The sequence below is a fragment of the Streptomyces carpinensis genome, assembly GCF_002154505.1.
In the GTDB taxonomy this organism is placed as follows: Bacteria; Actinomycetota; Actinomycetes; order Streptomycetales; family Streptomycetaceae; genus Streptomyces; species Streptomyces carpinensis.
The window spans coordinates 1-7,138 of the sequence record NZ_MUBM01000224.1; the positions used below are offsets into that span (position 1 = coordinate 1).

The window sequence follows — 7,138 nt, forward strand, 5'->3', positions numbered from 1 at the left end:
CAGATCGGGGCGATCGCCCCGGCGCTCACGCCGATCTTCACGGCGCTGGGCCCGGCGATCGTCAACCTGATCAACGCTCTGGGGCCGGGCCTCGCGGCGATCGCTCCAGCTCTGGCCACGGTCGGGCAGGCCCTCGCGCAGGGGCTCGCTATTCTCGGGCCCGCGCTGGGCCTCCTGGGTGCCGCGCTGGCGCAGATCCTCACCGCGTTGGCACCGCTGCTGCCGCTCGCCGGGCAGCTCGCGGCCATCCTGGCGCAGGCCCTCGCGCCGGTCCTGTCCGCCGTGGCGCAGGCCCTCGGCCCGGTGATCTCTGCACTGGTCACGGCACTGATGCCGGTCCTGCCGATCCTGTCGCAGGCTTTCGTGACGCTGGTCCAGGCGCTCACGCCGCTCGCCGTTGGTGTCGGGCAGGCGCTCGCGCAGGTGCTCCTGCAGCTGGCGCCGCTGTTTCCGGTCATCGCCCAGGCCGTGGCACAGGTCGTCGCCGCCTTCGCCCCGTTGATCTTGCAGTTCACGGCTGCGCTGCTGCCGGTCCTGCCCGGCCTGATCGACGCGTTCATGCAGGTCGTGTTCGCGGTCATGCCGCTGATCCCGTCGATCGTTCAGCTGGTCGCTGCGCTGACCCCGCTGGTGGGGATGATCGCCGGGCTGGCCGGGCCGATCCTGCAGGTGGCCGCTGCGATCTTGCAATGGACGACGCTCAACGTCGTCGTGCCGGTGATCAAGGGCGTCGTCACCGTGCTGACCGAGCTGATCAACGGTGCCACCAGCGTCGTCAACTTCATCGTCGGCCTGCCCGGGCAGATCACCAGCGGGCTGTCGTCGCTCGGCTCCAGCATTTCCGACGCCTTCTCCTCCGCCTTCGAATGGGTGAAGCAGAAGGTCAGCGAGGGCGTCGATGCGGTGGTCAAGTCTTTCACCGACCTGCCAGGCAAGATCACCGCCGCGTTGGCGGCACTGCCCGGGGCCCTGCTCGACGCTTTCACCACGGCTGTCGCCGGCGTGGCCATCGCCCTGCTGACGATCCTCGCCGGGATCGTCTTCACCTTCACCGAACTGCCAGGGAAGATCGCCAGCGGACTGGCGTCGCTGGGCTCGTCGCTGCTGAACGCCTTCCAGTCCGCGTTCAACGCGGTCACGTCGGCGATCTCGTCGTTCTTGTCCTCGGCGGCGTCGTTCTTCTCCGAGCTGCCCGGCCGGGTCGGCTCCGCGCTGGCAGCGCTGCCGGGCAAGCTGTCCAGCCTGTTCCGGTCGGCCGGCTCGTCCGCGCTCAGCGCCGCCAGGTCCGCCGGGTCGTCGGTGGTGTCGTTCTTCTCCGAGCTGCCCGGCCGGATCGGCAGGGCCCTGACGTCCGTCGGGTCGAAGATCGCCGGGGCGTTCCGTAGCGCGGTCAAGTCGGCGAAGGACGCTGTGTCCAGCCTCATCTCGGGCGTGGTGGACCTGTTCTCCGGTCTGCCCGGGAAGATCCTCGACGCCATCGGCAATGTCGGCTCGAAGATCATGTCCAAGATCAAGAGCGGGATCCCGGACTCGGTGCGGAAGTACCTGCCGTTCGCCCGGGGCGGCATCGTGTACGGGCCGACGCACGCTCTGATCGGTGAGGCAGGGCCCGAGGTCGTCATCCCGCTCACCAAGCCCCGCAGGGCCGCGCAGCTCGCCGCCCAGTCCGGTCTGCTCGACATGCTCGGCGTCACCCAGGCCCGCACCCTCGCCGCCGTCACGGGCACGGCCACGGGCAACGCGGCCGCCAACGGAGCCGTGTCCAGCCTGCGCAGCGCGCTGACGGGCATTGCGAGCCTGCTGGACGGCGTCGGCGCCCAGGTAGTGCAGGGCATGGTCGCGGGCATCCGTGACAACGCCGGGCTGATCGTGGCGGCCGTGCACGACATGGCGGACTCGGCGGTCACCGCGGCGGAGGACCGGCTGCAGATCGCCTCGCCGTCCAAGGTGTTCGCGAAGATCGGCCAGCAGGTAGGCGCCGGATTCGTCAAGGGCTTGACCGGCACCGCGGCGCAGATCAAGTCCACGACCGACTCGATGGTGAAGGCCATCGCGGACGCCTTCAAGGGCAAGAACTCGAAGGTCGACGACCGGCTCGTGGCGATGCTCAACTCGGGCAACACGAAGCTGCAGAGCCTCGCCGCGCAGCGCGACAAGATCGCTCAGCGGATCGCGGACGCGCAGAAGTTCGCCACCGACACGACGAACGCGGCCGTGTCGGCGTTCTCCCTGCAGAACCTCCCCCAGGGCACCGACCACGTGACCACGTCGTCCCTCACGGCGGGTCTGCAGAACGCGGTGAACCAGGTGAAGACGTTCACCAGCCAGATCAGCAAGCTCGGCAAGCGGGGCCTGGCCAAGAGCCTGCTGGAGCAGGTGATCGGCCTTGGCGCGAACCAGGGCGCCGACCTGGCCGTCGCGCTGTCGTCGGCGACGTCGGATCAGCTGAAGCGGCTCAACAGCCTGCAGAGCCAGCTCTCCAAGGCATCCGGCACGCTCGGCCAGACCAGCGCGGACCTGCTGTACGACTCGGGCGCCCAGGCCGCGAAGGGCTTCCTGGCCGGGTTGAAGGGCCAGCAGAAGGCGATCGAGAAGCTCATGCTCGACATCGCCAAGGGCATGCAGTCCGCGATCCGTGCCGCGTTGAAGATCCACAGTCCGAGCCGGGTGTTCATGAAGATCGGCGACCTGACCGGGCTCGGCCTGCACCTCGGTTTCCTGCGGCGGCTGGCTGGCCTGCAGGACGCGTCCCGGGCGGCGGCCCGCGACCTGGCGGACGGCGTGGCCGCCCAGCTCACCGTCCTCGGAGGGGGCAGGGACGGCGTGGTGATCCCGCTGACCCGCTCGCAGCGCGGCCGAGGCCCCGACGACCCGCCGATGACCGTGGGCCGCGGCGCCCGCGCGGCGGCCGCGGCCGGGGGCGGGCTGCAGATGACGAACCACTGGACGATCAACGAGGTGGGCGATGCGCACATGACGGCGCACCGCGTGGTGAACCGCCTCGTCCTGGCGGCGGGAGTGACGGGCTGATGGCGGTCGAGTGGTACCTACAGTTCGGCGGGGTGGAGCTGGTGAACCACGCCCGGCTCAACACCTACCTGGAGACAGTCGGTTCGCCGCTGACCGGCTACAACGGCTGCGGCTGCCCCACGTTCGGCAACGAGGTCCTCGAGGAACTGCCGTACACGACACCGGACGACCCGGCGAGCCCGGCGCCCTGGTACGACCCGGACGTGCCCGAGAGCACCGAGTTCGCCGGGCTGATGGTCCTCGACGTCGCCGGCCTGGACGACTTCCCGGTGCAGCGGTCGGTGACCGGCGGCATCGCCGGTGGCGGCTCGATCGGCCCCGCGCGGGCGCTGCCGCGCACGATCACCGTGACCGCGTTGGTCCTCGGCTCCACCTGCTGCGGCGTGGACTACGGGCTGCACTGGCTGTCGCAGGTCCTGCAGGGCTGCGTCAGCGGCGACTGTGACGGCGATTGCCTGGTCACGTACAACTGCTGCCCCGGCGACGAGGGCCTGACCCCGGCCGAGTTCAACGCCCGGCACCGCAGGACGCTGCGCCGCGTCGCCCTGACCGAAGGGCCCAAGGTGACCGCGCGGGCCGGCGACGGTTGCGGCACCGGCCAATGCCAGTCCGGCGCCGACATCTTGACCGTCGAGTTCGTCCTGACGGCCGCTGTGCCGTGGCTGTGGACCGATCCCGTGTCGGTGCTGGAGGTCGTGCCGCCGATGGACCTGGACGGCTCCTGCGTGACCTGGTGCGTGCACCCTGCCGGGTCGGCCGACCAGTGCCCAGGCGGCTGCCGGTTCGCGGCCTGCGTCGACCCGACCGCGGCCTGCGCCGACACCCGCTGCGCCACCCCAGCACCGCCGCTGCCAGGAGCGCCGCTCAACACCTGCTTCTGCCTGCCGCTGGCCGCAGAGCGGACCTGCTACACCATGGATCTGACCAGCCGGCCGACGTGGACGTCGGACGTGCCGATCGTCACCGTCCGCGCCGGGTCGACGGACCTGCGGAACCTGACGATTGAGATCTACGAGCAGGGCGAAGCCGGACTCACCTGCGACGAGACCGCCGACTTCAACCGGTGCGACCCGCACAGCTACTTCCACGTTTCGTTCTGTCCGGCGGGCGGCGCCGTCACGCTCGACGGGCAGACCGGCCGCGCGACCGTCGAGTGCGGCGGCGTCTGCGAAAGTTCGTCCGACGTCTACGGCCGCGACGGCATGCCCGTCACCTTCAACACGTTCGACTGCTCCACGTTCTGCGTCTGCCTGAGCTCGGACATTGAGAGCCCGCCGGCCATGGACGCCCTGGTGACCATCAGTGTCTCCGGACGAGGCCGCTGATAAGTGGTCAAAAGTGCCTCTGAGCAGGCAAAACGGATAGAATGGATCAACAACTAAACGGCCCCGGCGGAAGGTGAGAGCTTCCGGTCCGGGGCCCCGAACCTGTATGGAGGCTCGGATGGTCCAGGGTACGTGCGCGGTCGTCTTCGCGGACGGCACCACGTGCGGCAAGGGCGTCAAGTACAAGCGCGACGTCTGGTGCCACTCCTGCAAGGAGTGGTCAAGGAACAACGGGGGAGCGGACCCCAACGGGCGCCAACCTCGGCGCACGGCGGCGGAGATTCGAAGGATCCTGCAACGCGGCATTGACGCGGGCCCGGAAGCTTGTGTGGTCTTCGGCGACGGCACCACCGACGCTTGCGTCAGCTTCGGCGGCGAGTCGATGAAGGCGACCCGGGCGGTTTGGCTGATGGCCAACCGGGAGGTGCCAGTAGGTGGCCGGATCATGCGGACGTGCGAGAGGTACGGCTGCATCAACCTGCACCACATCAGGCTGCAGCATCACACGATCGAACGCTTCTGCGTCGTCGTCATGGCTGACGAGCGGCTGTGCGGCAAGCCGGTGAGCGAGAGCCGGAAGGATTGGTGCGCGGGGTGCCGGGCGTGGTCCAACAAGCACGGTGGGGCCGATCCCAGCGTACGCAAGCGCTGGGTCGATATCGAAGCCCGGCGCAGGCAGATGGAGGCCGCCGCCTACGCAACGACAACTGAGTGCATCGTCCTTGAGGGGTTTGCTGAGCGTCCTACGGTCATGTACGAGGGCGTCCACATGATGGCGGCGCGAGCCGTATGGATCATCCGGCATGGCGATCCGGGCGACCACGACGTGCTGCACCGGTGCAACAACGGCAGCGGTGCGCACGGCTGCATCAACATCAGCCACCTGAAGCTCGGTGATCACACAGAGAACATGCGAGACCGGAACGTCACTGAGAGCTTCCATTCGATCCTCACCGGCGAGCAGGCCCGGGAGATCAGGGAGAGGTGGGTTCCTGGAGTGGACCTCCTGTTCCGGGGCAATACCCGGCAGCTCGCTGAGGAGTACGGGGTCTCGGTGCAGACAATCCGCGAGGTAGGCCGGGGCGCTTCCTGGAAGCACCTGCACAATTAGCCGGGAGTCGCTGGTTCTGGGCCGGGCTCGTCTCCAAGGAGAGGGCCCGGCCTTGTCTGTAGCTGGATGCGGAAGTCATCGCGCCGTTGTACTCGATAAAGGCGGCGCGACGGTCGCCGTCGCCGACGTGCTCGTGGAATGCGAATGGAATCGGGTGCTCGATGGGGTCAGCACGGCGCGAGCGGTCGTCCAACCGGGATTCGACTGCTGCACACAGTTCGGCCGGATCTCCAGCTGGAGGAACCGCCTGGTTGTGTTTCGTGACGACCAGTACGTGTGGGATGGGCCGATCACGAACATCAGCTGGACGCAGGACGGGATTGAGCTGGCCGCGAAGGACATCCTGGCCTGGCTGGACCGCCGTGTCCCTCACGCGTCGCGGACGTTCACGGGCGTCGACGTGATGGACATCGCGGAGTGGCTGATCGAGGACGGCTTCCGGCCCGACGACCCGGGGCACACCGTGGAGGTCATCGGCCGGGCCGGGATCAACGGCTCGCGGTCGTACAGCGCGAACATCGGGCAGACCGGCGACCACCTCCGCCAGCTCGCCGAGGCCGGGCTGGACTTCACCGCGATCGGGTCGAAGATCCTGCTGCTGCCCGAGACGTTCATGGAGAGCGTGGGCCGGCTGTCGGACGCGGACCTGCCCGACGGCCTGGAGGTCGCCGAGGACGGCGATTCCCTGGTGACCCGGTGGGTCGTCGCCGGTGGGAGCGAGGGCAGCGGCGTCATCGGTGAGGCGGGCGGCGTCGACGACTACTACGGGCTGCACGAGCGGTACGTGGAGCAGTCGGAGATCACCGACAGTGCGTCGGCGGCGGAGTCGGCGAAGGCCCGGCAGCGGGCGTCGCTGTTGGTGCCGGTGTTCATCGACACGCAGCAGGTGACGATCAGCCCGGAGGCGGCGATCGACGTGCCGAGCTTGGTCCCGGGCTGGTGCCTCGATGTGACGAGCGCGGGGACGTGCCGGAAGGTGGCGCAGCGGCTGAAGATCATGGGCGTGAAGGTCACCGAGTCGGGCGGCAGCGAGAACTCGGCGGGCCGTGAGTCGGTGCAGGTGCAGGTGGCGGCGGCTGGGACGGAGGCGGCCTGATGGCGATGCGTGGATCACCGGCGCGGCGGATCGTCGGCAACCCTCTGGGCGGGGTGCTCGGCCACCTCGACCAGCGGGCACGGATCGCCGGACGCAGGCAGACCGGCCAGCCGGGCGAGCAGGACCCGCTGCCGACCGACGTGATCGTGGGTGCGCCCGCCGGGCCTGCGGCGGCTGTGCTGGCCACCGGCGAGGACGGCCGCGCCCAGTGGGTGTTCCCGGCCCCGTACGCGGCCCCTCCGGTCGTCCAGGCGACGGCGGTTGACCCGTGCCCGGACGATGACGACCGCACCGTCCTCGTCGCTCTGGAAGAGGTCACGGCCTGGTGCGCGGTGGTGCGAGTCTGGCGGACCCGGGCACGCCGCGGCACGGGCGTCGCCGAGCCTGTCGGGGCCGGGGTGCGCGTTCACGTGATGGCGATGAACGCCGGGTCCGGCTAGGCCAGGCTGAGACATTGCACGACCTTGCAACCGATGTATTGCCCGACGGAGATTTCCTTCCCCTGGCCGTCGATCATTGTCATATCGTGCGCTGGCTCCACTATGGGAGGGGGCGGTTTGTTGGGGTCGGGAGGGT

General features: G+C 69.3%; 5 protein-coding genes. All 5 read left to right on the top strand.

What is annotated here, in order from left to right:
- A partial coding sequence (locus BZY54_RS51045; protein ID WP_483025152.1) for a phage tail family protein occupies positions 1–3,030 on the top strand: 3,030 nt, incomplete at its 5' end.
- Positions 3,030–4,355 carry a hypothetical protein gene (locus BZY54_RS28635; RefSeq protein ID WP_086728232.1) on the top strand — a complete coding sequence of 442 codons (1,326 nt, stop codon included), beginning with the start codon at positions 3,030–3,032 and terminating at the stop codon, positions 4,353–4,355. The genes BZY54_RS51045 and BZY54_RS28635, both read left to right, overlap by 1 nt.
- Before the next feature lie 118 nt (positions 4,356–4,473).
- Complete coding sequence (locus tag BZY54_RS28640) at positions 4,474–5,466, top strand: hypothetical protein (protein ID WP_086728233.1); 993 nt, start codon at positions 4,474–4,476, stop codon at positions 5,464–5,466.
- 253 nt (positions 5,467–5,719) lie between these two features.
- The gene (locus BZY54_RS28645) at positions 5,720–6,562 is read left to right on the top strand and encodes a hypothetical protein (protein ID WP_244217387.1); all 843 of its coding nucleotides are present in this window, start codon (positions 5,720–5,722) and stop codon (positions 6,560–6,562) included.
- The gene (locus tag BZY54_RS28650) at positions 6,562–7,002 is read left to right on the top strand and encodes a hypothetical protein (RefSeq protein WP_086728235.1); all 441 of its coding nucleotides are present in this window, start codon (positions 6,562–6,564) and stop codon (positions 7,000–7,002) included. Before BZY54_RS28645 ends, BZY54_RS28650 begins: the two co-directional genes overlap by 1 nt.
- The last annotated feature ends 136 nt before the right edge of the window (positions 7,003–7,138 follow it).

Coding starts and splice junctions, on each gene's coding strand:
- BZY54_RS28635 (WP_086728232.1), top strand. CDS start 3,030: ATGGCGGTCGAGTGGTACCTACAGTTCGGCGGGGTGGAGCTGGTGAAC.
- BZY54_RS28640 (WP_086728233.1), top strand. CDS start 4,474: ATGGTCCAGGGTACGTGCGCGGTCGTCTTCGCGGACGGCACCACGTGC.
- BZY54_RS28650 (WP_086728235.1), top strand. CDS start 6,562: ATGGCGATGCGTGGATCACCGGCGCGGCGGATCGTCGGCAACCCTCTG.